Source organism: Serratia sp. CY29653 (assembly GCF_052169255.1).
Taxonomy (GTDB): Bacteria; Pseudomonadota; Gammaproteobacteria; order Enterobacterales; family Enterobacteriaceae; genus Serratia; species Serratia sarumanii.
This window is the reverse complement of sequence record NZ_JBJNLC010000001.1, coordinates 617,072-641,144: the sequence shown is the minus strand read 5'-3', so window position 1 is coordinate 641,144 and position 24,073 is coordinate 617,072. Positions and strand designations below refer to the sequence as shown.

Annotated in this window: 27 protein-coding genes; 6 read left to right on the top strand and 21 right to left on the bottom strand. The window is 60.8% G+C overall.

The genetic code is table 11. The features are described from left to right. Nucleotides 1-38 precede the first annotated feature (38 nt). Complete coding sequence (gene flgK / locus ACJ8HN_RS03030; RefSeq protein ID WP_033634988.1) at nt 39-1,688, bottom strand: flagellar hook-associated protein FlgK; 1,650 nt, start codon at nt 1,686-1,688, stop codon at nt 39-41. Here flgK and ACJ8HN_RS03025 point away from each other — a divergent pair. Further along, nucleotides 1,681-1,899, top strand: coding sequence for a hypothetical protein (locus ACJ8HN_RS03025; RefSeq protein ID WP_039565507.1), 219 nt, complete (start codon nt 1,681-1,683; stop codon nt 1,897-1,899). The two genes, flgK and ACJ8HN_RS03025, sit on opposite strands and share 8 nt — an antisense overlap. Here the strand turns inward: ACJ8HN_RS03025 and flgJ are convergent. From flgJ to flgB, 9 genes are all read right to left on the bottom strand, one after another. Further along, entirely contained in the window at nt 1,896-2,840 is a 945-nt protein-coding gene (flgJ, locus tag ACJ8HN_RS03020) for a flagellar assembly peptidoglycan hydrolase FlgJ (RefSeq protein ID WP_033634991.1), read from the bottom strand. The genes ACJ8HN_RS03025 and flgJ overlap by 4 nt on opposite strands. After that, nucleotides 2,840-3,940 carry a flagellar basal body P-ring protein FlgI gene (locus ACJ8HN_RS03015; protein WP_004934816.1) on the bottom strand — a complete coding sequence of 367 codons (1,101 nt, stop codon included), beginning with the start codon at nt 3,938-3,940 and terminating at the stop codon, nt 2,840-2,842. The genes flgJ and ACJ8HN_RS03015 overlap by 1 nt, the downstream gene beginning before the upstream one ends. A gap of 10 nt (nt 3,941-3,950) precedes the next feature. Continuing rightward, nucleotides 3,951-4,652, bottom strand: a complete 702-nt coding sequence (flgH, locus tag ACJ8HN_RS03010; protein ID WP_004934817.1) for a flagellar basal body L-ring protein FlgH — start codon at nt 4,650-4,652, stop codon at nt 3,951-3,953. 83 nt (nt 4,653-4,735) lie between these two features. Next, nucleotides 4,736-5,518: a flagellar basal-body rod protein FlgG gene (flgG, locus tag ACJ8HN_RS03005; protein WP_004934819.1), complete on the bottom strand. Its 783-nt coding sequence runs from the start codon at nt 5,516-5,518 to the stop codon at nt 4,736-4,738. An 18-nt stretch (nt 5,519-5,536) separates the two neighbouring features. Continuing rightward, a complete protein-coding gene (locus tag ACJ8HN_RS03000) occupies nt 5,537-6,292 on the bottom strand; it encodes a flagellar basal body rod protein FlgF (protein WP_033647783.1) in 756 nt (251 codons plus the stop codon). Nucleotides 6,293-6,304: 12 nt separating this feature from the next. Continuing rightward, nucleotides 6,305-7,528 carry a flagellar hook protein FlgE gene (gene flgE / locus ACJ8HN_RS02995; RefSeq protein WP_033634993.1) on the bottom strand — a complete coding sequence of 408 codons (1,224 nt, stop codon included), beginning with the start codon at nt 7,526-7,528 and terminating at the stop codon, nt 6,305-6,307. 54 nt (nt 7,529-7,582) lie between these two features. Then, entirely contained in the window at nt 7,583-8,260 is a 678-nt protein-coding gene (gene flgD, locus ACJ8HN_RS02990) for a flagellar hook assembly protein FlgD (protein ID WP_033634994.1), read from the bottom strand. 12 nt (nt 8,261-8,272) lie between these two features. Then, on the bottom strand, nt 8,273-8,677 hold the full coding sequence (flgC, locus tag ACJ8HN_RS02985; RefSeq protein WP_004934826.1) for a flagellar basal body rod protein FlgC: 405 nt from the start codon (nt 8,675-8,677) through the stop codon (nt 8,273-8,275). Between the two features lie 5 nt (nt 8,678-8,682). After that, nucleotides 8,683-9,096 carry a flagellar basal body rod protein FlgB gene (flgB, locus tag ACJ8HN_RS02980; protein WP_033634995.1) on the bottom strand — a complete coding sequence of 138 codons (414 nt, stop codon included), beginning with the start codon at nt 9,094-9,096 and terminating at the stop codon, nt 8,683-8,685. Nucleotides 9,097-9,256: 160 nt separating this feature from the next. Here flgB and flgA point away from each other — a divergent pair, with 160 nt between their 5' ends. The 5 genes from flgA (at nt 9,257) to ACJ8HN_RS02955 (ending at nt 11,726) form a co-directional block, all read left to right on the top strand. Then, a complete protein-coding gene (gene flgA / locus ACJ8HN_RS02975) occupies nt 9,257-9,910 on the top strand; it encodes a flagellar basal body P-ring formation chaperone FlgA (protein WP_033634996.1) in 654 nt (217 codons plus the stop codon). Nucleotides 9,911-10,039: 129 nt separating this feature from the next. Next, on the top strand, nt 10,040-10,351 hold the full coding sequence (flgM, locus tag ACJ8HN_RS02970; RefSeq protein ID WP_033653635.1) for a flagellar biosynthesis anti-sigma factor FlgM: 312 nt from the start codon (nt 10,040-10,042) through the stop codon (nt 10,349-10,351). Between the two features lie 40 nt (nt 10,352-10,391). Further along, nucleotides 10,392-10,826 carry a flagella synthesis protein FlgN gene (locus tag ACJ8HN_RS02965; RefSeq protein WP_033634998.1) on the top strand — a complete coding sequence of 145 codons (435 nt, stop codon included), beginning with the start codon at nt 10,392-10,394 and terminating at the stop codon, nt 10,824-10,826. A gap of 229 nt (nt 10,827-11,055) precedes the next feature. Next, nucleotides 11,056-11,427: a type II toxin-antitoxin system RelE/ParE family toxin gene (locus tag ACJ8HN_RS02960; protein ID WP_033647787.1), complete on the top strand. Its 372-nt coding sequence runs from the start codon at nt 11,056-11,058 to the stop codon at nt 11,425-11,427. Then, complete coding sequence (locus ACJ8HN_RS02955) at nt 11,424-11,726, top strand: helix-turn-helix domain-containing protein (protein WP_033653634.1); 303 nt, start codon at nt 11,424-11,426, stop codon at nt 11,724-11,726. Before ACJ8HN_RS02960 ends, ACJ8HN_RS02955 begins: the two co-directional genes overlap by 4 nt. 244 nt (nt 11,727-11,970) lie before the next feature. Here ACJ8HN_RS02955 and ACJ8HN_RS02950 read toward each other — a convergent pair whose 3' ends face one another. From ACJ8HN_RS02950 to cheW, 11 genes are all read right to left on the bottom strand, one after another. Then, nucleotides 11,971-12,786, bottom strand: a complete 816-nt coding sequence (locus tag ACJ8HN_RS02950; protein WP_442523028.1) for a 5'-nucleotidase, lipoprotein e(P4) family — start codon at nt 12,784-12,786, stop codon at nt 11,971-11,973. Nucleotides 12,787-13,114: 328 nt separating this feature from the next. Further along, on the bottom strand, nt 13,115-13,519 hold the full coding sequence (locus ACJ8HN_RS02945; RefSeq protein WP_442523027.1) for a flagellar protein FlhE: 405 nt from the start codon (nt 13,517-13,519) through the stop codon (nt 13,115-13,117). Beyond that, nucleotides 13,519-15,597, bottom strand: coding sequence for a flagellar biosynthesis protein FlhA (flhA, locus tag ACJ8HN_RS02940; RefSeq protein WP_442523026.1), 2,079 nt, complete (start codon nt 15,595-15,597; stop codon nt 13,519-13,521). The genes ACJ8HN_RS02945 and flhA overlap by 1 nt, the downstream gene beginning before the upstream one ends. Beyond that, nucleotides 15,590-16,741: a flagellar biosynthesis protein FlhB gene (flhB, locus tag ACJ8HN_RS02935; RefSeq protein ID WP_060430457.1), complete on the bottom strand. Its 1,152-nt coding sequence runs from the start codon at nt 16,739-16,741 to the stop codon at nt 15,590-15,592. The genes flhA and flhB overlap by 8 nt, the downstream gene beginning before the upstream one ends. Nucleotides 16,742-16,906: 165 nt before the next feature. Next, nucleotides 16,907-17,551, bottom strand: a complete 645-nt coding sequence (gene cheZ, locus ACJ8HN_RS02930) for a protein phosphatase CheZ (protein ID WP_004934858.1) — start codon at nt 17,549-17,551, stop codon at nt 16,907-16,909. 10 nt (nt 17,552-17,561) lie between these two features. Beyond that, the gene (cheY, locus tag ACJ8HN_RS02925; RefSeq protein WP_004934862.1) at nt 17,562-17,951 is read right to left on the bottom strand and encodes a chemotaxis response regulator CheY; all 390 of its coding nucleotides are present in this window, start codon (nt 17,949-17,951) and stop codon (nt 17,562-17,564) included. 102 nt (nt 17,952-18,053) lie between these two features. Continuing rightward, entirely contained in the window at nt 18,054-19,103 is a 1,050-nt protein-coding gene (locus tag ACJ8HN_RS02920) for a protein-glutamate methylesterase/protein-glutamine glutaminase (RefSeq protein ID WP_346424670.1), read from the bottom strand. Further along, a complete protein-coding gene (gene cheR / locus ACJ8HN_RS02915) occupies nt 19,103-19,975 on the bottom strand; it encodes a protein-glutamate O-methyltransferase CheR (RefSeq protein ID WP_197805680.1) in 873 nt (290 codons plus the stop codon). Before cheR ends, ACJ8HN_RS02920 begins: the two co-directional genes overlap by 1 nt. Before the next feature lie 37 nt (nt 19,976-20,012). Then, nucleotides 20,013-21,629 carry a methyl-accepting chemotaxis protein gene (locus tag ACJ8HN_RS02910; protein ID WP_033653630.1) on the bottom strand — a complete coding sequence of 539 codons (1,617 nt, stop codon included), beginning with the start codon at nt 21,627-21,629 and terminating at the stop codon, nt 20,013-20,015. Nucleotides 21,630-21,705: 76 nt separating this feature from the next. After that, nucleotides 21,706-23,376 carry a methyl-accepting chemotaxis protein gene (gene tsr / locus ACJ8HN_RS02905; RefSeq protein WP_063990271.1) on the bottom strand — a complete coding sequence of 557 codons (1,671 nt, stop codon included), beginning with the start codon at nt 23,374-23,376 and terminating at the stop codon, nt 21,706-21,708. A 195-nt stretch (nt 23,377-23,571) separates the two neighbouring features. After that, nucleotides 23,572-24,072, bottom strand: coding sequence for a chemotaxis protein CheW (gene cheW / locus ACJ8HN_RS02900; protein WP_025303271.1), 501 nt, complete (start codon nt 24,070-24,072; stop codon nt 23,572-23,574). Nucleotide 24,073 lies beyond the last annotated feature (1 nt).

The following is a 24,073-nucleotide window of genomic DNA, read 5'->3' as shown; positions in this document are numbered from 1 at the left end:
GCGGCCGGCGCCGTTATCGGCGCCGGTTAACAATAAAATCAACGAATATTCAGCAGCGCATCGAACAGCGAGCTGGCGGTCTGGATCACCTGCGCGTTGGCCATGTAGTACTGCTGGAAACGCAGCAGCTCACCGTACTCTTCGTCGAGGTTAACGCCAGACATCGACTGCTGTTGCGCGCCCAGCTGCGTCACGATCTTGGCCTGCGACGTGGCGATGGCCTTGGCGGCAGCGGTCTGGTTGCCGACGCCGCTGACGATGCCGGCGTAAGCGCCACTCAGGGTCGCCTTGCCGTCCACCAGGTTTTTGGTTTGCAGATCCAGCAGCTTCTTGGCGTTTTCGTTATCGCCGCGGCCGCTGTCGTCTTTACCGGCGGCGGCGATCTTGGATGAATCGGTGATGGCCACTTTCAGATTGCCCGCCACGTCGCTGACCGGCTTCACGGTGAAGCTGTCTTTGGCCTGCGCATTGCCGTCGATGCTCACTTCCAGCCCGTCGAAGTTCAGCGTCGGTTTGCCGTCGGCGCTGGTGCCCGGCGTGGCGTTGACTTTCACGTTGTCCGGCAGGCGGCTGACCTGCCAGTTGCTGCCGTCGAACTCGACGCGATAATCGTTGGCCTTCACCTTGCCGGTGTCGGTGTAAGCGACCGACAGCGACGCATCGCCGGTGTTGCGGGTGTTATCCACCACCCGGCCGCCGCTGAAGCTGAAGAAGTCGCCGCCTGCATCGCCGTTCAGGTCGAAACCGGCGCGATGCTGCTGGTTGAAGCTGTCCGCCATCGCCAACGCCAACTGGCCCAGCTGATTGCGCACGCCGTCCAGCGTCTCGCTGCGGAATTTCAGCACGCCGCTCAGCGTGCCGCTGGTGATCTGGCCTTCCGGCACTTCGCTGGCGCCGTTGCCGCGGTTATAACCGATGGTCAGACGGGAAGGATCGCTGCTGGAAGGCACGGCTTCCACCTGATAGGTGTTGCTGCCCTGCACCAGGGTCAAACCGTTGGCGAAGGAGACGGTATAGGCGTCGCCGTCCTGCTGCGTGACCTGTACGCCCACCAGCTGGTTCAACTCGGTAACCAGCTGATCGCGCTGATCCAGCAACGCATTCGGCTCGCCGCCGGCGCTGCCGCGCAAACGGGTGATCTCGTCGTTAAGCTTGGCAATCTGTTGGCTGTAGCTGTTGATCTGCTGCGCCGTATCGCTGATCTGCTGATTGACGCCGCTGTCCATGTCGCGCAGGAATTTGTCGGTGTTGTTGAACTGGTTCACCAGGCCGTTGGCCTTGCCCAGCACCGTCTGGCGCGCGGCGTCGTCACCGGCGTTGCTCACCAGGTTCTGCAGGTTGGTGAAGAAATCCTGCATGTTGGTCGACAGCGGGTTGGTTTTGCTCGCCAACAGGTTGTCGATCTGCGAAATCTTCTCGTAATAGGCGTTTTGCGCCCCGAACGAACTCTGTGCGCCGCGCAGCTGGTTGGTGATGAACTGGTTGTACTCGCGGTTGACGCTGGTGACGGTGACGCCGTTGCCGATAAAGCCGCTCATGGTGGCCATGCCGCCGTTCTGCGCCAGGATCGCGGTCTGGCGGTTATAGCCCGCCACGTTGTAGTTGGAGATGTTGTTGCTGACGGTACTGAGCGCCACCTGAGCCGCATTCAGCCCGCTCATCGCGGTATTGATTAAGCTATTGGACATCGGAATTCCTTATGCTGCGGCGCCGGTGGCCCACAGGGTTCAAATTGAGCTGCTGAGCCTGTTCGCTCAGCCTGTCTCGGTTATCGGCAAAAATGAGAAGAACTTGAGGAAAAAAAGCGGCAATGCGGTCAGCCTCCAGCCAGCCTTCATTACCGCCTATCCCCTCAATAATTGGCGCCGCAGCAAGGCGACAAGCATGACGGGGATTTAGAACAACTCTTTCAGATCGTGGGTATAGGCTTTGACCGCCTGTTCCCCCGCGCTCTTCATCTGCTGGATCACGCTGACCAGTTTGCTGGCGTACTGCGGGTCGGTGGCGTATCCGGCGCGCTGCAACGCATGCGCCGCCTGCTCCGGGCTGCGCGCGGCGGCCACGTCGGCGTAGCGCGGGTTGTTGGTCAGCAGTTTGACGTAATCGGCGATCGCTTCGACATACGAACCGTAAACGCGGAACTTCGCCTTCACCTTCTTCGCCGCACCCTGTTCGAACTCGGTGGTGGTGATCTCCGTCACCGGCCCATTCCAGCTGCCGCCGGCCTTGATGCCGAACAGGTTGTAGCTCGGCGTGCCGTCTGAGGTCGGGATCTCGCGCTGCCCCCAGCCGGACTCCAGCGCCGCCTGCGCGACGATCAGCTGATGCGGAATGCCGCTCTGCTGGCTGGCCACCTTCGCTGGTATCGACAGACGAGCGACGAAGTTGCCGTTGTTGAGCGACAGCGGCGCGGCGGCCGGCGGAGCTTTCGGCATCGCGCGGCGCACCATCTGCTCCAGCGCCTGGTTCGGCAGCGTTTGCAGCACCTCGTTGTCCAACGCCATCGGCGACAGGCCCGCCGTTTCACTCGGCACCGCGTTGGCATTGCTCATCTGCTTGACCATCATGTCCGCCAGCCCCAGCCCTTTTTGCGACATCTGCTGGGCGATTTGCTGGTCGTACATCGAGGTATAGAGCCGCGTTTGATCGCTGCTCAATACCCCGTCCTGCGGCAAGGCGGAACGCATGCTTTTCAGCATCATCTGCACGAACATGCCTTCCACCTGCTGGGCCACCTGCTTGAGGTTGCCCTGCGGGTCGGCCGCCGCGTCGCGCTTGAGGCCGTTCAGCGCCTGGGCGTCATAGGCCGCACCCGACATCGCCATCAGATCGCCGGCCATCAGATGATTTCCAGCTTGGCGCGCAGACAGCCGGCGCTCTGCATCGCCTGCAGGATCGACATCAGGTCGATCGGCGTGGCGCCCAGCGCGTTCAGCGCGCGGATCACGTTGTTCAGGTTGGCGCTGGCGTTCACTTTCTGCAGCGATCCGCCCTGTTGTTGCACCGAGATCTGGGTGTTTGGCGTCACCACCGTCTGGCCGCCGCCGAACGGCGTCGTCGGCTGGCTGACGGTGTTCTGCCGATCGACCACCACCGACAGATTACCCTGAGCGACGGCGCAAGAGTCGAGGATCACATCGCGGTTCATCACCACCGAACCGGTGCGCGAGTTGATGATCACTTTGGCGTCCATCGCGCCGACGTTGACGGTAATGTTTTGAATCTCCGCCAGGAAGCGCACCTGAGAGCTGTTGCCCTGCGGCACCAGCACCTGGATCGTGCGGGCGTCGAGCGGCGTCGCGGTGCCGCCGCCGCGTTGGCGGTTGATGGCGTCGCTGATCTGCTGCGCCAACGTGAAATCCTCGTCGTTCAGCTGCAGGTTGAGAACGCCGCCGCTGCCGAAGGTGGTCGGCAGCTCACGCTCGATGGTGGCGCCGTTGCTGATGCGCCCGCCCGCCAGCTGGTTGACCTGCACGCTGCTGCCGCCGGCCGCCGCGCCCGCGCCACCGACCAGCACGTTGCCCTGCGCCAGCGCATAAACCTGGTTATCCACGCCTTTGAGCGGCGTCATCAGCAGGGTGCCGCCACGCAGGCTCTTGGCGTTGCCCATCGAAGAAACCACTACGTCGATGTTCTGCCCGGCGCGCGAGAACGGCGGCAGTTTGGCGGTCACCATCACCGCCGCCACGTTTTTCAGCTGCATGTTGGTGCCCGGCGGCACGGTGATGCCCAGCTGCGACAGCATGTTGCTCAGGCTTTGGGTGGTGAACGGCGTCTGCATGGTCTGGTCGCCGGAGCCGTCCAGCCCCACCACCAGGCCGTAGCCGATCAGGGCGTTGTCTCGCACGCCCTGCACCGTCACCAGATCGCGGATGCGCTCCGCCGCCGCCGGCAAGCACACCAGCCCGACGCACAGCGCGATAAACCATTTTTTCAGCATCAGTCAATCCTTAGAACGGTGAAACATTTAAGAAGAAGCGCTGCAGCCAGCCCATGGTCTGCGCTTCGTTGATATAGCCATTGCCGACGTATTCGATACGCGCGTCCGCCACCTGCGTCGAGGTCACCGAGTTGTTGCCGCTGATGGTGCGCGGATTGACGACGCCGGAGAAGCGGATGAATTCGGTGCCCTGGTTGATGGCGATCTGCTTTTCCCCCACCACGTGCAGGTTGCCGTTGGCCAGCACCTGGTTGACCGTCACCGTAATGGTGCCGTTGAAGGTGTTGTTGGCGTTGGCACCGCCCTTGCCGCCGAAGGTGCTGTCGCCGGAAATGTCCATATCGGCGCGCGCATTGCCCAACAGGCCGTCGAGGTAACGCGGCGAGGTGGCGACGCCGAACTTGCTGGCGCCGTTGCGGCTGGCGTTGGCGGAGGAGCTTTTGCTGGCGCTGACGTTTTCCTGCAGCACGATGGTCAGGGTGTCGCCGACGTTGCGCGGACGGCGGTCTTCGAACAGCGGCTGGTAGCCGTAGTTCATCGGCTGCACCGTCTGGAAGATCGAGCCGTTCGGCATCGGCGCGCTGGCCGGCGCCGGTTGCGCCGTGGTCGCGCCGTCCACCAGCGGTTTGTGCGGGATATAGGCGCAGCCGCTCAGCGTCAGCATCACCATGCCCGCCAGCCAGCGTTGTCCCTGCCGCGGCAGGATTGCCATCGAATATGTGGTTACCACGGGTATCGCCTTTGTTTCACGAAAGAGAATGACGGGCGCGGCAAGCCGGACCCGTCAATGACAGATTACAGTTGCGTCAGCTTTTGCAGCATCTGATCGGAGGTCGATACCGCTTTGCTGTTGATCTCGTACGCGCGCTGAGTCTGGATCATGTTGACCAGCTCTTCCGCCACGTTGACGTTGGAGGTTTCCACGTAACCCTGATACAGCAAACCGGCGCCGTTCAGCCCCGGGGTGCTCTCGTTCGGCGCACCCGAGCTTTCGGTTTCCTGGTACAGATTCTCGCCCACGCTCTCCAGACCGCTGTCGTTGACGAACGTGGTCAGCGTCAGTTGGCCCACCTGCTGGGCGGCGGTTTGCCCCTGCTGGGTGACGCTGACGATGCCGTCGCGGCCGACGGTGATGGACAGCGCGTTAGCCGGAATGGTGATCGCCGGCTGCACCTGGAAACCGCTGGAGGTCACCAGTTGGCCGTTCTGATCGATCTGGAACGACCCGTCGCGGGTATAGGCCTGGGTGCCGTCCGGCAGCATCACCTGGAAGAAACCCTGCCCCTTGATGGCGACGTCTTTACTGTTGTTGGTCTGCGACAGGTTGCCCTGGCTGTGCAGACGCTCGGTCGCCACCGGGCGCACGCCGGTGCCGATCTGCAGGCCGGAAGGCAGCGTGGTCTGCTCGGAGGACTGCGCCCCCGGCTGACGCATGGTCTGGTACAGCAGATCTTCAAATACCGCACGCTGGCGTTTGAAGCCGTTGGTGCTGACGTTCGCCAGGTTGTTGGCGATCACGTCCATGTTGGTCTGCTGCGCGTCCAGACCGGTTTTGGCAATCCATAAGGATGGAATCATCGGTTATTTCCTTGCTGCTTAACTCAATGAGAGCAGTGAGTTGGCACGCTGTTCGTTTTCATCCACGCTGTGGATGACCTTCATTTGCATTTCAAAACGGCGGGCGTTGGCGATCATGTCGACCATGGTCTCCATCGGCTTGACGTTGCTGCCCTCCAGCACGCCCGGCATCACCCGCACCTGCGGATCGTTTTGCAACTGATTGCCGCGCTGCTGTTGGGTTTCCGGCGTCAGGCGGAACAGCCCGTCGTCACCGCGCATCACTTCGCGCGCATCGGCCTTCACCAGCTTCAGGCGGCCGATCTGCGCGATGGTGTTCGGCGGATCGCCGGCGTTCAGCGCCGAAATGGTGCCGTCGGCCGCAATGGTGATCTCCGCCGACGGCGGCACCTCGATCGGGCCGCCGTCGCCCATCACCGGCAGCCCCTGCACCGTCAACTGCCCGGTGGAGGAGATCTGAATGTTGCCGTTGCGGGTATAGGCCTCACCGCCGCCCGGCAGGCTCACCGCCAGGAAACCGTCCTGCTGCAGCGCCACGTCCAGCGGACGCGCGGTGTAGTTCAGCGCCCCCTGGCTCATGTCGGCGCCCGGCGTCGACGCGGTCACCAACGTGCGCGTCGCCAGGCTCGGCCCGTCGACCGGTACCGCGCGCAATGCGGCGAGCTGGGCGCGAAAGCCCGGCGTCGACGCGTTGGCCAGGTTGTTGGCGGTGATGGACTGCTGCTCCAGCGTTTGGCGCGCCGCGCCCATCGCGGTATAAATCGCGTGATCCATAACTCGGCCCTATTAGCGCAGGCTAACCAGCGTCTGCAGGATGGAGTCCTGCGTCTTGATGGTCTGGGCGTTGGACTGGTAGTTACGCTGCGCGACGATCATGTTCACCAGTTCCTGGCTCAGATCGACGTTGGAAGATTCCAGCGCGCCGCTGGTCAGCTTACCGAAGCCGCCACCGCCCGACAGACCGACGCGCGGCTGACCGGACGCGCCGGTTTCCTGCCAAACGTTATCGCCCTGCGACGCCAGCCCTTCCGGGTTGGAGAAGTTGGCCATGACGATCTGGCCCAGCACCTGGGTCTGCTGGTTGGAGTAGATGCCCACGACGGTGCCGTCGTTGTTGATTTGGAAGTTGGTGTATTCACCGGCGGCATAGCCGTCTTGCGCCACTTTGCTCACCGAGTCGCTGCCCACGTTCTGCTGCATGCTGCCGGCGAAGCTCAGGGTGAAGTTTTGCGCCGGTGCGCCGTCTTTGGCAGTCATCGGGATCACCATGCTGAACTCGCCCGGCGCGCCGTTGGTGCTGGTGGTTTTCACCAGGTTGCCGCTGGTGCTGAACTCCATGGTGCCGGCGTTCACTGGCGCGGCGCTGCCGTCCTGGGTATAGACCTGCCACTTGTTGTCATCGGTCTTGACGAAGTAGGCGTTGATGTTGTGCGCGTTGCCAAGCGAGTCGTAAGCGGTAATGGTGTTGACGTAGTTGTAGCTGTCCTGTTTGGTCGGATCGAAGGTCTTGTTCTCCGGTACCTTATGGGTGGACTTCAGGTTGGTCACCATCTCGCCGGAAGTGGATGCCTTGGCGTTCATCATGCCTTCAGGAATGCTCAGCGGCACTGGGTTGGCGCCCTGCTGGATGGTCGGCGGGGAACCGGCCGCCGGATAACCGGTCAGCTGCAGGCCCTGCATGTTGGTCAGGTTACGGTTCTCGTCCAGCTTGAACTGGCCGTTGCGGGTATAGAAGATGCCGCCGTCTTTATCCTGCATGCGGAAGAAGCCGTTGCCGTTGATGGCGATATCCAGCGCACGGCTGGTGCCGGTGGTGGTGCCGCCCTTGAAGTTCTGGGTGATGCCGGACACCTTGACGCCCAGCCCAACCTGCGAGCCGGCGAACATGTCGGCGAAGGAGACGCTGCCGGATTTGAAGCCCGCGGTCGCGGAGTTGGCGATGTTGTTACCGATCACGTCCAGATTGGTTGCTGCCGCGTTCAAGCCGCTGACTGCCTGAGAAAAGGCCATGTTATTCTCCGAATAGTGGTCAGGCTATCGTCCGATTGAGCCTGATGCTTAGGGTTATAAGATCTGTCGCACGTCTTCCAGGGTGGCGTTGCCCGCCAGGCCGAGATCCAATTTGGCGCCGTTGCCGTCGCGGATCACGCCGTTGACCAGCCCGAAGTGCAGGCTGCGCGCCACCAGCTGCTCGCCGTTGCCTTTGGCGTTAACCGCCACTTTGTAGGCGCCGTCAGGCGCGGTGGTGCCGTCATCCAGCGAACCGTCCCAGGTGAAGGCGTGTACGCCGGCGGTCAGGCCGCCGATTTCGATGGTGCGCACCACCTGCCCGCTGGCGTTGGTGATGGTGGCGGTCACCTGATCGGCGGCGCGCTCCAGTTCCACGCCGAACGGCGTGGTGCTGACCTTGCCGTCCTTGCTGCCGACCAGAATGTTGTTGCCCGGCACCATTACGCCGTGACCGATCAGCGCAGTCGCCTGCAGCGACTGATTGCTGTTGATCTGGCCGGAGATCGACCCCAGCGTGGTGTTGAGCTTTTCGATGCCCTGAACGGTGTTGATCTGCGCCAGCTGCGAAGTCAGTTCGTTGTTCTGCATCGGATTGGTCGGATCCTGGTTTTTCAACTGCGCCACCAGCAGCGTCAGGAAGCTGTTGTGCAGATCCTGGCTGTTGGTATTTTTGCTGTTGTTACCGATGACGGTGTTGTCCAACGACTCGTTGGTGGTTGCGGCGATAGCCATGGGAACCTCCGGTTACTGACCCAGCGTCAGGGTTTTCATCATCATCGACTTGGTGGTGTTGAGCACCTCGACGTTGGCCTGGTAGCTGCGGGAAGCGGAGATGGTGTTGACCATTTCCCCCACCACGTCGACGTTCGGCATGCGCACGTAGCCCTTGGCGTCCGCCAGCGGGTTGCCCGGCTGATACACCAGACGTTCGGGCGCCGGATCGTCCACCACCTGGGCGACGCGCACGCCGCCGGTCGGCTGCCCGGGCGCCGCCGCGACCTGGAACACCACCTGCTTGGCGCGGTAAGGCTCGCCGTCCGGGCCAGTCACGCTGTCGGCGTTGGCCATGTTGCTGGCGCTGACGTTCATGCGCTGGGATTGCGCCGATAGCGCCGAGCCGGAGATATCAAAAATGTTCAGTAAAGACATGCGCCTTATCCTTGTTGCAGCACGGACATCATCCCTTTGATCTGCCCGTTGAGCAGCGTCAGGTCGGTCTGATATTTCAGGCTGTTATCGGCAAAGTTGGTGCGTTCGCGATCCATGTCCACCGTGTTGCCGTCCATCGATGGCTGGTCCGGCACCCGGTACAACAGATCGAGCTGCGGCGGCTGCAGGGTCTGCGCCGGGATGTGGCGCGCCGCCGTCAGGTTCAGCGACATGCCGTTGCCGTTGACTCGCCCTTGTTCCAGCACTTTGTTCAATTGGCTGGCGAAATCGATATCCCGCGCCTGATAACCCGGCGTGTCTGCGTTGGCGATATTGGCGGCCAGAATTTCCTGCCGCTGGGCGCGCAAGTTCAGCGCCTCTTGGCCAAAGCGCAGAGCCGCGTCCAGTTTGTCGAGCATGCTCCCTCCGCGAGGTTAGAATTTGGAGTCGACAGCATAAACGCCCCCTGCGCCACCCTATCGCGGGAATAAACGCAAAATGGGGCGCTATTTATCTGCTTAGCCTGCGCGCGCTGCGGGTACACTTACGCGTATCCCGATGAGGCTTGAGAAGATGACGATGAAAGGTAAAATGCTGCTGCTTATCGGCCTGCTGTGCAGTCTGAACGCGCGCGCCGACGATCTGGCGACGCAAATCGAAAGCTTCATCCAAGGCAAGTTCAGCGGCGAACCGGTGCAGGTGAAAGTGCGGGTGCGCACGCCGCCGGCCCAATGGCCCGCCTGCGAACTGCCGCAGCTGTCGCTGCCGCCCAACGCGCGGATCGGCGGCAACGTCAGTATTTCGGCGCGCTGTGGCCAGGAGCGGCGTTTTATCCAGACGCAGGTGCAGGTGTTCGGCCGCTATCTGGTTTCGGCGCGCGGCATCAGCGCCGGCAGCCGGTTGACCGCGGCGGATCTGACGTTGAAAGAAGGCCGGCTCGATACCCTGCCGCCGCGCGCGCTGACCGAAGCGGGCAAGGCGTTGGGCGCCGTCAGCCTGCGCAACATCAGCCCCGGCCAACCGCTGACCCTCGCCATGCTGCGCCGAGCCTGGATTATCAAGGCCGGGCAATCGGTACAGGTCAACGCGCAGGGCGAAGGATTCAACATCAGCGGTTCGGGTAAGGCGATGAACAACGCCGCCGCCGAAGACAGCGTGCGGGTGCGCATGGCGTCCGGGCAGATCGTCAGCGGCGTGGTCGGGGACGACGGCGCGATCCGCATTACGTTATAAAAAAGTAAAGGTTCCGCAAACCTTGCCGATAAGACAAATCAAGCAGCATTTTATCGGCCACCAGGGCCGCAACACTTTCATTGCAGCGTCGTCGCCCCCGAGCGGTCACGGCGTAAACGGAGATGGACCATGAGTATCGATCGCACCCAGCGGTTACAGCCGGTTTCCACTGTGCAACCGCGTGAAACCCCGGCCGACAACCCGCTCCAACCGCGTAAGGCCGCCGTGGCCGAAACGGCCGTCAGCGGCACGCAGGTCAAGCTGAGCGAGGCGCAGGCGCGCCTGATGCAGCCGGGCACCCAAGATATCGATATGGGCCGGGTCGAGGCCATCAAGCAGGCGATCCGCAGCGGCGAACTGAAGATGGACGCCGGCAAAATCGCCGACGCGCTGCTGCAAGACGCGCAGAGCGACATTCAATGGATCGCCGGGCGCGACTGACGGCGCGGCGGCGAGTAGCGGTAAAGGATAAGTCATCACTATGGAAAACCTGGCACAACTGCTGGATAAACTGTTGGAAACGCTGCAGGCGCTCAATGGCGTGCTGGAGGAAGAGCACGACTTGCTGTGTTCCGGCCAGTTGCCCGGCGTGGCGCTGCAGCGCGTCACCGATGCCAAAAGCCAGCTGCTGGCGACGGTCGCCTACCTCGAGCAACAGCGCCTGGGGCAGGAAAAAGCCTGCGGGCAACGCGCGCCCTACGCCAGCCATGCGCCCTTGGCCGATCGCTGGCAACGCGTTCAACTGCTGAGCCAAACGCTGCGCGAAAAGAATCAGCACAATGGCCTGCTGCTCAATCAGCAGATCGACCATAACGCTCAGGCGCTGGCGATCCTGAGCAAGAACAATAAATCGCTGTATGGCCCGGACGGCCAGTCGCACGCCGGCAGCCTGCTCGGCAGAAAAATCGGCGTCTGACCTGACTCATTTCGCCCGGTGAACGCACCGCCGGGCGCGGGTTCCCCGGTTATGCGCAGCCTCTCGCAATTTCTTCTTACCGCTTTCTGAATTCCCTTAACGCTATGCACCAGGCTGCGCAGAACGGATATTTTCCTGTTCCCCATCACTCCCTATTTCGTCATCTTAGCTCGGTCGTTAAACATCTTGATCTGTACCCATCAAGGGTATATTTTCACACGGAGAGTGAATGACCGACATTTATCTCACAAAAGCCTTCCAGACATTTGCCGGCGACGAACGCATCAGTGACGCCACGATAGTGAAAGCGGCGCGAGAGATGCAAAATCAGTTGTACGACGCCAATCTCGGTGGTTGCGTTTACAAAAAACGCATCGCCCGGATGGGGAGTGGAAAACGGCGCGGGTATCGGGTCTTAATCGCAACGGCAGATGAAGGCAGGATCTTTTTCATGTATGGCTTTGCCAAAAACGAAAGAGACAACATCAATCAGGATGAGTTAATTTCCTGGCGGCATTTGGCGGCGCTGTATCTGGATTATTCACCATTCAGACTGTATCAGCTGGTCAACTGCGGGGAATTAATAAGGTTACAACTATGAGCAAGATGCTGAAATCGATCCACCAGGAAGTTCAGGGCCTGCACCGCGCCGGTTTCGTCGACGACGTGACCATGCGCACCTTCGACATGCTGTGCCTGCGGCCGGTAAAACAGTTCGGGCCGGCCGAGATCCGCGCATTGCGCGAACGCGAAAACGTCAGTCAGCCGGTGTTTGCGCTGTATCTCAACGTCAGCAAAAAGGCGGTGCAGAAATGGGAGCGCGGCGAAGCGCAACCTAACTCCGCCGCGATGAAGCTGTTGACGCTGGTGGAACGCAACGGCCTGGCGATCCTGGCCTGAGGCGCCCCTCCCGCCACTTCGCTCACCGGATGAGGTCGGCAGCCGTCGGCCAGACAATCGAAGTTGAAATCAGAACACATTCAACAGCCCTCGATACAACAAGGAACTATCCGATATATATTATCGATTCTATTAATTGCTTCATATCGAGAGCCAGCGAATCGGCCTATTGAATAAAACGCTTCAGGGTATTTATATTCATGCCATAAATGCCCGTAGCTTACATTTACCTTACCTGTTTTTGTTACTTAAACGGCGTCAATTTAGACGCTCGCAGCTTATAAAGCTCATTGTTTTTCGCTTTAAACTGCCCATCGATAATACCGCCATACCAATCTCCATACATCGGATTCGGGAAGATAATAAAACGCTTGCCAAATTCTTGCTGCACATCCTCCATCATTTTATTCCTTTCAGCCTGGCTTTTACCTTTTGAATCAATAAAGTCAGCCAGATTGTCGCCAAAATACAGCACGACGTCATACTGGCTTTCCAACCTGTCGCGACGACTCTGTTTACCCTGCATCTCCGGTGTTTTTAACAACAGATTTTCTTTTTTCGCCTGAGGCAAATTAATGCGGCGTAAATTTTTTAGCGTCACGTCAATCTGCGACTGCTTTCTGTCACTCAGGTAGAAAATGGTAACGCCGTTTTCATCGGCAAACCTCAGGAAATCGATAGCGCCGGGCACGGCTTCCGCCGCTGCCATGTCGACCCATTCATCCCAACCGTCAAGCAAAAACGACTGGTTCTTTATCAACCAGGCCTGGTGCGGGCTGTCATCCAGCACGGTCTCATCAAGATCCAGCACGACGGCACGCGGCTTCTCCGATTTATTCTTTAATTCCTGCTCAAGTCGGAGCTTGCCCAACTGATACCCTTGATAAAAAGCCGCCCGTGCCTCTGCCGCATTCTGATACCACAATACCGACATGGCGAATTGTTCCGTGAGGCAACTGGCGGGCAGTTCAGTCCGGGAAGGATCGCAGTGATTATTTGACGAAGCGGTGAAAGCCACGCATAAAAGTAATAATGGCATGTATGATTTTAAAATTTTCATAGATACTCCATATAAGTTTAATTTTATGAGAGTACGGCGAGGATTATTTATATAGTTAATACATTGCGCATAATTTACTGAGGGACGGGTAAATTAACGCCCTTCACGCACACTTAATCTTCATAAATTTGAAGATTAAGCGGAAATTACAATAAAACAAAGAGAGAAACAACGTATAAAAATAGGATTATGACTGTTGTCACACAAACAGGCTCCAGATTGTGCCGCGCGACAAAGGCGGCCGTGAGTCTTGAATTTCCAGGCTCATTTTATCGCTTAAGCATAACGCCGGTCGGCGCCAAACTACCCCACCGAACCGGGCGGCGATCTATTCGTAATTGACGATCACCTGATTGCCAATCACCCGCAGCGGCGGATTCAACCCGCCTTGCGACTGCACGTAATAGACAAAGCGCAATTCCGCATTGGCCGGTTCGCCCTGCAGACCGTTGCTGCTGCCGCTGCCGCCGCCGAGCGCAATGCAGCGGTTTACCGTGCAGAGCTGGGCCTGCAGCCCGGCCGGCTCCGGCCCCAGCAAACGGTAGCGCCAGCTGACGCGGGTGATGCGCGCATTGGCGTCCGGCAGCACGTTCGGCGGCCGCAAACCGGCGGACTCATCGCTCATGCCGCCCTGTTCCAACGTCACTCCCGCCCCTTCGGCCACCCAAGAGCCGGACACCGCGCCGGCAGTCAACGGGGCCAGCAAACACAGCACGAACAGACAGCGTTTCATCAAGCGGCTCCGATGGTCGAGGTCATGCGAATCTGGCGATCGTCGTTGATCTCGAGGTTGGACAGCACCACGAGCTGCGGCAGGCTGCGACGCAGGAAGCGCGCCAGTAAAGGCCGCAGCGCATGGTTAACCAACAGCACCGGCGGCGCGCTGAGCATCTCTTGCCGCTGCAGCGCCTGGCGCGCCTGTTCCAGCAGGCGATCGGCCAGCCCCGGCTCCAGCCCGCCGCCGCCCTGCAACGCCTGCAGCAACAGACGCTCCAGTTGGGTATCCAGACCGATGACCTGAATCTCGCCGTTGCCCGGGAACCACTGCTGCGTGATCGCCCGGCCCAGCGCCACTCGCACCACGGTGGTCAGTTCATAAGGATCGCTCTGCGCCGGAGCGTGCTCCGCCAACGTTTCGACAATGGTGCGCATATCGCGGATAGAGACGCGCTCGGCCAGCAGGTTTTGCAGCACCTTGTGCAGCGTGGTCAGTGATACCACGCCCGGTACAAAGTCTTCGGTCAGCTTCGGCATCTCCTGCGACACGCGATCCAACAACTGTTGGGTTTCCTGGCGGCCAAACAGCTCGCTGGCGAACTGACCGATCAGGTGATTAAGGTGCGTCGCCACTACGGTGCTGGCTTCCACCACGGTAAAGCCCTGGATCTGCGCCTGCTCGCGCAAAGCGCTGTCGATCCACACTGCCTCGAGCCCAAAGGCCGGATCGACGGTTTTGTCTCCCGCCAGCTCGCCCACGGCATTGCCGGGGTTGATCGCCAGCCAGCGGCCCGGCTGCGCTTCACCGCTGCCGATTTCGACGCCTTTCATCAGGATGCGGTAGCTGGCAGGCGGCAGTTCCAGGTTGTCGCGAATGTGTACTACCGGCGGCAGATAGCCCATGTCCTGAGCGAATTTCTTGCGGATCCCGCGGATACGCCCCAGCAGCTCGCCGTTTTGTTGAAAATCGACCATCGGAATCAGCCGGTAGCCCACCTCCATCCCCAGCGGATCTTCCAACTGCACGTCGGCCCAGCTGGCTTCGGCGGCCTGCGGGTTCTCCGGCATCACTGGCTCTTCAACCGCTCTCGGCGCCTGTTGTTCGCGGCCGCGCAGCCACCAGGCCAGGCCCAGCAAAGCGGCGGTAAACAGCAGGAACACCAGGTTCGGCATGCCCGGCACCAGGCCCAACAGCCCGAGCACCCCGGCGCTCAACAGCATCACGCGCGGATTGTTGAACAGCTGGCCCACCATCTGCTCGCCGACGTCCTGATCGGTCGCGACGCGGGTGACGATAACGCCGGCGGCGGTGGAGATCACCAGCGCCGGGATCTGCGCCACCAGGCCGTCGCCGATGGTCAGCAGCGTATAGCTTTCCGCCGCCGCTCCCAGCTCCATGCCGTGTTGCACCACGCCGACCAACAGGCCGCCGACCACGTTCAGCACCATGATCATCAGGCCAGCGATGGCGTCGCCACGCACGAATTTACTGGCGCCGTCCATCGAGCCGTAGAAATCGGCCTCCTGGGTGACTTCGGCGCGGCGTTTCTTCGCTTCGTCCTCGCCGATCAACCCGGCGTTCAGGTCTGCGTCGATCGCCATCTGCTTACCCGGCATGCCGTCCAGCACGAAGCGCGCGCCCACTTCGGCGATACGCCCCGCCCCCTTGGTGATCACCATAAAGTTGATCAACACCAGGATGATAAACACCACGATACCGATGGCGAAGTTGCCGCCCACCAGGAAGTGGCCGAAGGCCTCCACCACGCGGCCGGCGGCGGCGGAACCGGTGTGCCCTTCCAGCAAGATGATGCGCGTCGACGCGACGTTGAGCGACAAACGCAGCAACGTTGAGAACAGCAGAATGGTCGGGAAGGCGGCGAATTCGAGCGTGCGCTGGGTGAACATCGCCACCAGCAGCACCATGATCGACAGCGCGATGTTGAAGGTAAACAGCAGGTCGAGGATAAACGCCGGCAACGGCAGCACCATCATCGACAGGATCAGCAGGATCAACACCGGGCCGGCCAACACCTGCCACTGCGTATCTTTAAAATTGCCCGGCAAACGAAGCAGGGAGGCCAAATTAGCCATCAGAGTCACTCTCTTTTGCAAAATCCAGTGCTTCCGGCACCGGTAAACGTTCAGGTTTTTTCGGGATCAGGCCGCCCTCGCGCCGCCAGCGGCGTAGCTGGTACACCCAGGCCAGCACTTCGGCGACCGCGGCATACAGGGTGGCCGGAATATGTTGCCCAATCTCGCTGTGTCGATACAGCGCACGCGCCAGCGGCGGCGCTTCCAGCATCGGGATGCGGTGTTCCGCGCCGAGCTCGCGGATGCGCAAGGCGATTTCACCGGCGCCCTTGGCCAGCACTTTCGGCGCACTCATTTTTTTATCGTTGTACTGCAACGCGACGGCGTAGTGCGTCGGGTTGGTGACGATCACGTCCGCCTTGGGCACATCGGCCATCATGCGGCGCCGGGCGATCGCCCGCTGCTGCTGACGAATGCGCCCCTTGACGTGCGGGTCCCCCTCCTGATCCTTGAATTCGTCGCGAATATCCTGCTTGGTCATCTTCAGCTTTTTGAAGTGGCTCCACAGCTGGTAGAACACGTCGAACGCCACCATCGGCGTCAATCCCAGCACCACCAGAAAACCGCAGAACAGAATCATCTGCAGCGCATTGCCCAACGCGTCGAGCGGCTGCTGGGTCATCAGATGCAACATCGCCGCCCAGTTGTGCCACAGATAGAGGCCGGTCACCCAGCCGACCAGCGTCGCTTTCAGGATCCCTTTCAGCAGCTCGGCCAGCACCTGGCTGGAAAAAATACGCTTCAACCCGGACAACGGGTTCAGCCGTTTCAAGTCGAATTTGATCGACTTGCCGCTGAACAGGATGCCCCCCAACAGCATCGGCGCGGCGAGCGCCACCAGCACCAACCCCGCCATGATTGGCAACAGCGCCAGCACCGCCTGGCGCAGCAACATGCCCAGCTGGCGCAGCATCTGTTTATCGTTGCTGACCATGCCGTGGTCGAAGTTCAAGCCCTGCGTGAGCATCGCCGCCAGCTGTTGCGTCATGTTGCTGCCGGACATCAGGATGATTGCCAGACCCGAGAGCAGCATCAGTACCGAGGTCAGTTCGCGGGAACGTGGGATCTGGCCGTCTTCACGCGCCTTCTCCAGCCTGTGGGGCGTGGGGGCCTCGCTTTTTTCCAGATCGCTGTCTTCAGCCACGAAACGCCGTTCCTGTGTCGGGAGGGTAAAGAATGGCGGTCAGCATGCCAAAAAATTGGCGATGTCATTGACGGAACAACGGGGAAAAAGGCGGGTTATTTAGGGGATGAGACGAAAACTGCGCGGAATGTTGTCGGGGCGCGCCGCTGCGCGCCCCGATAAGCCTCAGAAACCGAGGCTGTCGAGCAGATCGTCGACCTGCGCCTGGTTGGCGATCACGCCGACGCCGTTCTGATCGAGCTGTGGGCCGTTCAGCAGGCTGTCGTTCGGCCGTTTTTCCTTCACCGGCTGCTCCGGCATGTTTTCCATCAGCACCATCAGCAGCTGCTTTTCGATCTCCTGCACCACGTCCATCATGCGCTTGATCACCTGACCGGTCAGATCCTGGAAGTCCTGCGCCATCATGATTTCCAGCAGCTGGGCGTTGGTGAAGGCCGTATGGCCCGGCACCTGATCCAGATACTGGCGCGTGTCGTTGACCAGAGAACGCGCGTCGTCCAGTTCGATAGGATTGGCGAACCACTCGTCCCAGCGCCCCTTCAACGCGTTCGCGCCGGATTCCAGCTCCGCCTGGCGCGGTTGCGCCGCCTCCACGCAGTTCAACGCCCGTTCCGCCGCCTGCGCCGTCATGGTTACGACATAGTCAAGACGGTCGCGCGCATCCGGGATCGCCTCTGCCGCCTGGGCGATCGCCTGATCGAGCCCCAGTTCGCGCATGCTGTCGCGCAGCATTCGGGTCAGTTGGCCGATGCGGGAGATGATCTCTCCCGCGGTCGCTGCATCGCTGGCAGGCATTGGAATGTCTCTCATCGCCCTCTCCTTACATGCCCAATTTTTCAAAAATCTTGTTGAGCTTTTCTTCCAGCGTCGCCGCCGTAAATGGTTTCACTACATAACCGCTGGCGCCGGCCTGCGCCGCCGCGATGATATTTTCTTTCTTGGCTTCCGCCGTCACCATCAGTACCGGCATCGCGGCCAGCGCGCTATCGGCGCGGATGGTTTGCAGCAGCTCCAGCCCGTCCATGTTCGGCATGTTCCAGTCGGACACCACGAAGTCGAAACCGCCGGCGCGCAGCTTGTTCAGCGCATCCGCGCCGTCTTCAGCTTCTTCGACGTTGTTGAAGCCCAGCTCTTTGAGCAGATTTCTGACGATGCGACGCATGGTGGAAAAGTCGTCCACAACCAGAAATCTGAGGTTCTTGTCTGCCATTGTTACTCCTGAAATAGTTAACCGTTTAATGATGCAAAACCGCAGGCCGCCACGCGGCGAACCTGGGTCATATCGCCGCCGGGTGAACCCTGCGGACTAAAATCAAATGCGCAATGCCTGGCCGCCGGCGATCTGCGCCAACATGCGCTGGCTCATCCTGTCCAGCTCGACCACTTCGCTGACGCCGCCGCCGGCGATCGCCTCGCGCGGCATGCCGAACACCACACAGCTCGCCTCGTTTTGCGCCAGGGTATAGGCCCCGGCGCGATGCATCTCCAGCATCCCCGCCGCCCCGTCGTTGCCCATCCCGGTGAGGATCACGCCCACCGCATTGCGGCCGGCATATTGCGCCACCGAGCGGAACAGCACGTCGACCGACGGACGATGGCGGTTGACCGCCGGGCCGTCATGCAGCTTCACCTGATAGTTGGCGCCGCTGCGCGCCAGCTCCAGGTGGCGATCCCCCGGCGCGATGTAGGCATGGCCCGGCAGCACGCGCTCACCGTCCTCCGCTTCTTTCACCGTGATCTGGCACAGCTTGTTCAGCCGCTCGGCGAACGAACGGGTGAAACCCGGCGGCATGTGCTGGGTGATCAGCAGCGCCGGGCTGGTGGCCGGCAGCGGCTGCAATACCTGGCGGATCGCTTCGGTGCCGCCGGTGGAAGCGCCGATGGCGATCAGTTTTTCACTGCTCAGCAGCGGCGCGTGGCTGAGGATCGTCGGCGCCGGGCTGTTGGAGCGCTGCGGCAGGCGCGCCCTGGCGGCGGTGCGGATCTTCTCGGCAATCAGCTCGCTGTAGGCCAACATGCCTTCGCGAATGCCGAGCTGCGGTTTGGTCACGAAGTCCACCGCACCCAGCTCCAGCGCGCGCAGCGTGATTTCCGAGCCTTTGCCGGTCAGCGAAGAGACCATCACCACCGGCATCGGCCGCAGGCGCATCAGCTTCTCGAGGAAATCCAGCCCGTCCATGCGCGGCATCTCGACGTCCAGCGTCAGCACCTGGGGATTAAATTTTTTGATCAGATCGCGTGCCACCAGCGGATCCGGCGCGGTCGCCACCATCTCCATGTCGGCGTGGCCGTTCACGATTTCCGTCATCAGCTGGCGCATCAATGCCGAATCGTCTACGCATAACACTCTGATTTTACTCATTACCTCTCCTTGGTCAGCCCATACACGGTCTGCCCACGCAAGTAGAAATCCCGGCTGATCTGGCTGAAATTCTCGGAGTGGCCGGCAAACATCAGCCCCCCCGGCTTAAGCAAGGGAACGAAGCGGCGCAGGATGCGCTCCTGCGTCGCCTTATCGAAATAGATCATGACGTTGCGGCAAAAAATGGCGTCGAACTGCCCCGGCAGCGCCCACTCCGGCGCCAGCAGGTTCAGCGGCTGAAAGTTCACCCGCGCCGCCAGCTCCGGCCGCACGCGCACCAGCCCCTGATGCGGCCCGGTGCCGCGCAGGAAATAGCGCTGCATTTGGGTCGGCGTCAGGGTGCGCAGATCTTCCTGGCGGTAAACGCCCGCTTCCGCTTTTTCCAGCACCTGCGTATCGATGTCGCTGGCCCAGACCTGGCAACTGCCGGCCCGCTGGCCCAATGCATCGCTCAGCGTGATGGCGATCGAATACGGCTCTTCGCCGGTCGAGGCCGCGGTGCTCCACACGCTGTAGCCGTTCGGCCGCGAGCGCGCGTGTTCCGCCAGGATCGGGAAGTGATGCGCCTCGCGGAAAAAGGCCGTCAGGTTGGTGGTCAGCGCGTTGATAAACGCCTGCCACTCCGCGCTGTTCGGATCGCTTTCCAGCAGCGCCAGGTAGTCGCCGAAATCGTGCAATCCCAACAGCCGCAGCCGGCGCACCAGACGGTTGTAAACCATCTCGCGCTTATGCTCCGCCAGCACGATGCCGGCGCGTTGATAAATCAACTGGCTGATACGGCGAAAATGCACGTCCGACAGCGGCAGGCGCTGCACCATTTGCGTCAACATCGACGCAGTACCCCGGTTAGAAGTTGACGGCGCCTGTTTCATGCCACCTCACCGGGGAAACACGTGCTGCTTATGCGGTTTAACAATCTTGGGCTTCCTTTACCACGGGTGAAACTGCGTTGTTGCTGTTACCTGGCGCGACGAAGTTATCGTCCGCCAGACGGAATACCGCGACCGCGTCAGCCAGGGTAATGGCCTGCTCTTCCAGCGCGGTGGCGGCAGAAGCGGACTCTTCCACCAGCGCGGCGTTCTGCTGGGTGACCTGATCCATCTGGGTCACCGCCTGCGTCACCTGCTCGATGCCGCGGCTCTGTTCATCCGAAGCCGACGCGATCTCGCCCATGATGTCGGTCACGCGGGTCACCGAACGCACGATGTCCTGCATGGTGGCGCCGGAGTTTTCCACCAGCACCGAGCCGTGTTTGACGCGGCTGACCGATTCATCGATCAGCACCTTGATCTCTTTCGCCGCCTGCGCGCTGCGGCTCGCCAGGTTGCGCACTTCGCCGGCGACCACGGCGAAACCGCGCCCCTGTTCACCGGCGCGCGCCGCTTCCACCGCCGCATTGAGCGCCAGAATGTTGGTCTGGAAAGCGATGCCGTCGATCACGCTGGTGATGGCGCCGATTTTCTGCGAACTGTTGGCGATATCGTGCATGGTGGTCACCACGTCGCCGGCCAGTTCGCCGCCCTTGGCCGCGGTGGCCGAGGCATCGCGCGCCAGCTGAGAAGCCTGCCGCGCATTGTCGGCATTCTGTTTCACCGTGGCGGTCAGCTGTTCCATGCTGGCGGCGGTTTCTTCCAGCGAAGCGGCCTGCTGCTCGGTGCGGGAAGAGAGATCGTTATTGCCTTCGGCGATCTCCTGCAGGCCGATCAGAATCGACTCCGCCCCGTCGCGCACCGCGCCGACGGTGCCGATCAGCGACTGCTGCGTGCGTTGCAGGCTGGCGAACAGCATGCTGATTTCATTGCGGCCATACACCTGAATCGGCGTCGCCAAATCGCCGGCGGCGATGCGTTCAAAGTGGCTGCGGATCTGGTTCAGCGGCTGTACCAGCATGGTGCGTAACCACCACATGGCGCTGCCGGTCACCACGATCAGCATCAAGACCGCCCCTGCCAGCATCAGGCCCGCCAGCGTGAAGGAGAACTGGTTGGCGTCTCTGGCTTCGCTGATGTCGCCGTTGACCAACTGCAGGTACTGCACGAAGTCGGCTTCGAACAGGTCCTGGGTTTTCTGCGTCGGCTGATCCATAAACGCCTGCAGCTCCCCTTTCTCCAGGAAGCCAATCAGCTCGCGCAGCGCACCGCGCAGCCGCTCGTAGCTGGCCTTGGTGGTTGCCGTCTGCTGACTCTGTTGCTCACTGCTGCGCTCAACCGCCATGAACTGATTGAAATAAAGATCGGCCTTCTGCAGCGAACTGCGGGCGCTGCTCATCAATTCGTTCACCTGCTCCTGCGGCAGTTTCAGCGCCGCACGGGTGCCGGCGCGGTTCAGCGTATTGCGCGCCTGCAACAGCGATACCCAGCTCAGGCTGAGCGAATCGCGCTGCTGGCTGCCGAGGGTGATGATGTCGAGGTTGTGGTTATCGGAGCGAAACGCGGAATACGACAGGCCGCTGCTGGCCAGCTGCAGAACGCAGAAGGTCATCAACAACAGGAACAAGCTGGTAGAGATACGGATTCGGTTAAACACTGTGAACCTCCTTGCAGCCGGCCGGCGACCGGCCTACGTAGGGAAAAGGGCCTCTGCGAGAGAGGCCCGATACCGGTCAGAACGTTTCCCAGTTATCCTGCAGATCGCTGGCGTTCATTTTCTTATGATTGATTACCGGTGTTACCGTCGCCTTGCTGGTGACAGGCGCTTTAAACTCTTCCTGGCCTTCCGGCCTCAGGCGGAATACCGCCACCGACTGGGTCAGCATGCTGGCCTGTTCTTCCAGCGCCGCCGCCGCCGAGGCGGATTCTTCCACCAACGAGGCGTTCTGCTGGGTCACGCGGTCCATTTCCGCTACCGCCTGGCCAACCTGATCGATACCGCGGCTCTGTTCGTCAGAAGCCGAGGCGATTTCGCCCATGATGTCGGTCACGCGGGTAACGGCATTGACGATGTCGCCCATGGTTTCGCCGGCGCTCTCGACCAATACGGAACCCATATCGACGCGGCTGACCGAGTCTTCGATCAGGCCTTTGATCTCTTTGGCCGCCTGTGCGCTGCGCTGCGCCAGGTTGCGCACTTCACCGGCCACCACCGCGAAGCCGCGGCCCTGCTCGCCGGCACGCGCCGCTTCCACCGCGGCGTTCAACGCCAGGATGTTGGTCTGGAAGGCGATGCCGTCGATCACGCCGGTGATATCGGCGATTTTCTGCGAGCTGCCGGCGATGTCGTGCATGGTCTGCACCACGTTGGCCACGACTTTGCCGCCTTTCTGCGCGGTTTCGGAGGCGCTCAGCGCCAGCTGTGAAGCCTGACGGGCGTTTTCGGCGTTCTGTTTTACCGTGGCGGTCAGTTGCTCCATGCTGGCGGCGGTCTCTTCCAGCGAAGCGGCCTGCTGCTCGGTGCGGGAGGAGAGATCGTTGTTGCCCGCGGCGATTTCCGACGCGCCGCTGTAGATGGCGTCCGCGCCCTGACGCACGCCGCTGACGGTTTCGATCAGTTCGCTTTGCATGTGTTTCAGGCTGGCCGCCAGCACGCCCATTTCGTTGCGGCTGGTGACGACGATCTGCTGAGTCAGGTCGCCGGCGGCGATCTGTTTGATGTGGTCAATCATGCGGTTCAGCGGACGCACCAGGATATGATGGATGCCGGTCCAAACGAGCACGATCACGGCCAACACGACCAGCAACACGATCACCAGCGTCCAAATGGCCGAGGAGAACGACTTGTTGCTGTCTTCTACCGCGCCTTGGTACAGCTTGTCGTTTTGTGCCAGGTAGGTGTTGTAGATCTGCTCGAAGCCGTCCTGATAGCTTTGTGTCGGTTGATCGAAGAAAGCATTGATTTTGCCTTCGCCCAACAGCTGAATCAGTTCGGTCAAAGCACCGTGCAAGATGTCATACTGTTGCTTGAGCTTTTCCGCGGACTGCGCGTCCTGACGCGGATCGAGAGGAATTTTTTCATAGGCGGCGTAATGCTGTTCCGCAACCGTCAGCATGCTCTTCGCCGAAGTCAACAGATCGGTGACGCTGGCACCGCTGCCGATTTTGTTGGTATCCATCATGTAACGAATACCCGCTCGGTTCAGGGTATTACGAGTCTGCAGCAGGTTGACCCAGCTTTCGTTCAGTTCAGACTGCTGCTGACGAATCGTCTGCAGTACGGCAAAGTTCTCTTTATCATTCTTGAGCGAGGAGAAAAAGAGTCCGCCCGAAATCAACTGCAAGGCGCCAAACAACACCAACACCAGCAACAGGCTGGTGACCACCTTCATACGATTTAACATGATTTCCCTTGTTGAAGCCCGCGCAGACAGGCTCTGATGACGTTGAATGTGAGAGTTATCGGCGCCGTGCGGCAAAACTTTATGCGGGAAAGTAACTATTTTTAGTGGGGGTTCCGGGCGCGGCCTGCGGCGTCGCAACAGGTCAGGAAGAGTGATGGATGAAGGGGGCAGCGCCCTGCCCCCTGGGGTCATGAATCAGACGCTTTTCGCCACGCTGTCGACCAGCGACATCTCTTCGCTGCTCAGCAGCTTTTCGATATCCACCAGGATCAGCATGCGCTCGCCCAGCGAACCGAGACCGGTGAGGTATTCGGTCGCCAGCGTCACCGCGAACTCCGGCGCCGGGCGGATCTGCTCGGCGGTCAGCGACAACACGTCCGAAACGCCATCGACCACGATGCCCACCACGCGCTGGCCAAAGTTCAGCACGATCACCACGGTGTTTTCATCGTAAGACACGCTTTGCTGCGAGAATTTCACCCGCAGATCGATGATCGGGACAATCACGCCGCGCAGGTTGGTAACGCCCTTGATGAACGCCGGCGTGTTGGCGATGCGGGTCACCTGATCGTAGCCGCGAATTTCCTGCACCTTGAGGATATCGATGCCGTACTCCTCGTTGCCCAGGGTAAAAATCAGAAACTCTTGCCCTACCGTTTCGCCAGCCAATTTGCTGACGGCTGCCAATCCTGCCATA

Bases quoted from the DNA above. Each gene is read 5' to 3' on its own strand.
- flgK (WP_033634988.1), bottom strand. From the start codon at position 1,688: ATGTCCAATAGCTTAATCAATACCGCGATGAGCGGGCTGAATGCGGCT.
- flgJ (WP_033634991.1), bottom strand. From the start codon at position 2,840: ATGGCCGGCGATCTGATGGCGATGTCGGGTGCGGCCTATGACGCCCAG.
- ACJ8HN_RS03015 (WP_004934816.1), bottom strand. From the start codon at position 3,940: ATGCTGAAAAAATGGTTTATCGCGCTGTGCGTCGGGCTGGTGTGCTTG.
- flgH (WP_004934817.1), bottom strand. From the start codon at position 4,652: ATGGCAATCCTGCCGCGGCAGGGACAACGCTGGCTGGCGGGCATGGTG.
- flgG (WP_004934819.1), bottom strand. From the start codon at position 5,518: ATGATTCCATCCTTATGGATTGCCAAAACCGGTCTGGACGCGCAGCAG.
- ACJ8HN_RS03000 (WP_033647783.1), bottom strand. From the start codon at position 6,292: ATGGATCACGCGATTTATACCGCGATGGGCGCGGCGCGCCAAACGCTG.
- flgE (WP_033634993.1), bottom strand. From the start codon at position 7,528: ATGGCCTTTTCTCAGGCAGTCAGCGGCTTGAACGCGGCAGCAACCAAT.
- flgD (WP_033634994.1), bottom strand. From the start codon at position 8,260: ATGGCTATCGCCGCAACCACCAACGAGTCGTTGGACAACACCGTCATC.
- flgC (WP_004934826.1), bottom strand. From the start codon at position 8,677: ATGTCTTTACTGAACATTTTTGATATCTCCGGCTCGGCGCTATCGGCG.
- flgB (WP_033634995.1), bottom strand. From the start codon at position 9,096: ATGCTCGACAAACTGGACGCGGCTCTGCGCTTTGGCCAAGAGGCGCTG.
- flgA (WP_033634996.1), top strand. From the start codon at position 9,257: ATGAAAGGTAAAATGCTGCTGCTTATCGGCCTGCTGTGCAGTCTGAAC.
- flgM (WP_033653635.1), top strand. From the start codon at position 10,040: ATGAGTATCGATCGCACCCAGCGGTTACAGCCGGTTTCCACTGTGCAA.
- ACJ8HN_RS02965 (WP_033634998.1), top strand. From the start codon at position 10,392: ATGGAAAACCTGGCACAACTGCTGGATAAACTGTTGGAAACGCTGCAG.
- ACJ8HN_RS02960 (WP_033647787.1), top strand. From the start codon at position 11,056: ATGACCGACATTTATCTCACAAAAGCCTTCCAGACATTTGCCGGCGAC.
- ACJ8HN_RS02955 (WP_033653634.1), top strand. From the start codon at position 11,424: ATGAGCAAGATGCTGAAATCGATCCACCAGGAAGTTCAGGGCCTGCAC.
- ACJ8HN_RS02950 (WP_442523028.1), bottom strand. From the start codon at position 12,786: ATGAAAATTTTAAAATCATACATGCCATTATTACTTTTATGCGTGGCT.
- ACJ8HN_RS02945 (WP_442523027.1), bottom strand. From the start codon at position 13,519: ATGAAACGCTGTCTGTTCGTGCTGTGTTTGCTGGCCCCGTTGACTGCC.
- flhA (WP_442523026.1), bottom strand. From the start codon at position 15,597: ATGGCTAATTTGGCCTCCCTGCTTCGTTTGCCGGGCAATTTTAAAGAT.
- cheZ (WP_004934858.1), bottom strand. From the start codon at position 17,551: ATGAGAGACATTCCAATGCCTGCCAGCGATGCAGCGACCGCGGGAGAG.
- cheY (WP_004934862.1), bottom strand. From the start codon at position 17,951: ATGGCAGACAAGAACCTCAGATTTCTGGTTGTGGACGACTTTTCCACC.
- ACJ8HN_RS02920 (WP_346424670.1), bottom strand. From the start codon at position 19,103: ATGAGTAAAATCAGAGTGTTATGCGTAGACGATTCGGCATTGATGCGC.
- cheR (WP_197805680.1), bottom strand. From the start codon at position 19,975: ATGAAACAGGCGCCGTCAACTTCTAACCGGGGTACTGCGTCGATGTTG.
- tsr (WP_063990271.1), bottom strand. From the start codon at position 23,376: ATGTTAAATCGTATGAAGGTGGTCACCAGCCTGTTGCTGGTGTTGGTG.
- cheW (WP_025303271.1), bottom strand. From the start codon at position 24,072: ATGGCAGGATTGGCAGCCGTCAGCAAATTGGCTGGCGAAACGGTAGGG.